This window comes from Rhizobium leucaenae USDA 9039, assembly GCF_000426285.1.
GTDB lineage: Bacteria > Pseudomonadota > Alphaproteobacteria > Rhizobiales > Rhizobiaceae > Rhizobium > Rhizobium leucaenae.
The window spans coordinates 1-1,674 of sequence record NZ_AUFB01000091.1 but is presented as its reverse complement, the minus strand read 5'-3'; the positions used below and the strand labels follow the sequence as shown (position 1 = coordinate 1,674).

General features: G+C 56.7%; 1 protein-coding gene. It reads left to right on the top strand.

Annotated features, from left to right (window positions below):
• Nucleotides 1-502 precede the first annotated feature (502 nt).
• A protein-coding gene (locus K290_RS37100; protein ID WP_184462176.1) for an IS630 family transposase occupies nt 503-1,563 on the top strand; the annotation gives its coding sequence in 2 pieces (ribosomal slippage) (nt 503-995 and nt 995-1,563; 1,062 coding nt in all).
• The last annotated feature ends 111 nt before the right edge of the window (nt 1,564-1,674 follow it).

Genomic DNA, 1,674 nt, shown 5'->3' with positions numbered 1-1,674 from the left:
CCGAAGCGTGGATCATGATCGCCCACATTCGTCTCATCACCAGACGGCTAGCAAGGTATGGATATCGTTGAACGCTTTTCGAATCCGACTCTTAGCGCGACAGGGCCGACAAATATAACCGTCGGTTCTTTGCTTGGTGATTGGCATGGTTGTTGCGTCGTCTCAGGAAGACAGTGCACTAAGGAAAGGTCATGATGATTCATGGATGCTCGATGGCGATGGTCCTTGTCGGTGGATACCTTCTTGCTGCATCCGCAGGGGACTTGGCGGCGCTGAGGATGGTTTATCTGCGTCGCCATTGTCGATGGCTGATATATCCAATTTCGATACTTTCATGGTTCGCAGCCCACCGATTTCACTCGGCCTGGATCCGTTTTATGCCAAGTATGCTGACGCAGCAGGCATACCTATTCTTACTGATACCGCGTCCCGTTTAACTTGACTCTTTGGCCTTCCCAAAACGCGGTGAATCTGAATCTCTGGAGCAAACCGGAGGTCTGCGATGCGATCAGGGATTTCATTGCGTGAGGATTTTGAGGGAGAAGGTCTGCGGCGGCTGGCGCGGCAGACGAAGGACGCCGCCCAGGCACGACGTTTGTTGGCGCTCGCGTCGATCTATGACGGAGGCTCGCGTTCCGATGCCGCCCGTCTCGGCAATGTCACGCTCCAGATCGTTCGGGACTGGGTCATGCGCTTCAACGAGCGTGGTCCCCAAGGCCTGATCAACGGCAAGGCTCCCGGTCCGCAGTCGCGATTAAACGATCAGCAGCGTGCGGCCTTGGCACAGGCCATCGAGCGCGGACCGACGCCCTATCTTGACGGCATTGTGCGTTGGCGTCTGTGCGATCTGGTTCAATGGCTTTGGGAAGGGTTTCGCATCTCGGTGAGCGAGCAAACGCTGAGCCGTGAGGTGCGAGCCATGGGCTATCGCAAGCTGGCCGCACGGCCCAAACATCACGCGCAAGACCCCCAAGCCATTGAGGAATTTAAAAAAAGTTCCCCGCCGCGGTGGCAGAAATTGCCGCTGGAGCGGCACGAGGCAAGCAAATAGAAATCTGGTTCGAGGACGAAGCTCGCATCGGTCAGAAGAACAAGATCACGCGCCGGTGGGCCAAGCGCGGAACGCGACCTTCAGCGCCGCATGATCAACGCACCAGATCGGCCTACATCTTTGGCGCAATCTGCCCGAAGCTCGGCAAAGCGGCAGCGCTGGTCATGCCGTGGTGCGACACCTACGCGATGACGCAGCATCTGGCCGAAATCGCCCGTCATGTCGCCGATGACGCCCATGCCATCCTCATCATGGATCAGGCGGGATGGCACATGTCCAACAATCTCGTCGTGCCCGAAAACATAACGATCCTGCCGCTCCCGCCGAAATCGCCAGAGTTGAACCCGGTCGAAAACCTCTGGCTCTTCATGCGCGAGAATTGGCTCTCGAACCGAGTCTTCAAATCCTACGACGATATCGTCAATCACTGTTGCGACGCATGGCGAAAACTCGAAAGTCAGCCCTGGCGCATCATGTCCATCGGACGCAGAGAATGGGCCAATGCGTTCTGATCAATGAGAAGCCGTATGAGTCACAAAAAACGGGAGATTCGCGGTTTGCGATGATGTGCTAGCGTGGCGATTCGTGGTCAGCAGGAGCAAGCTGAGATGAATGGCCTGAGC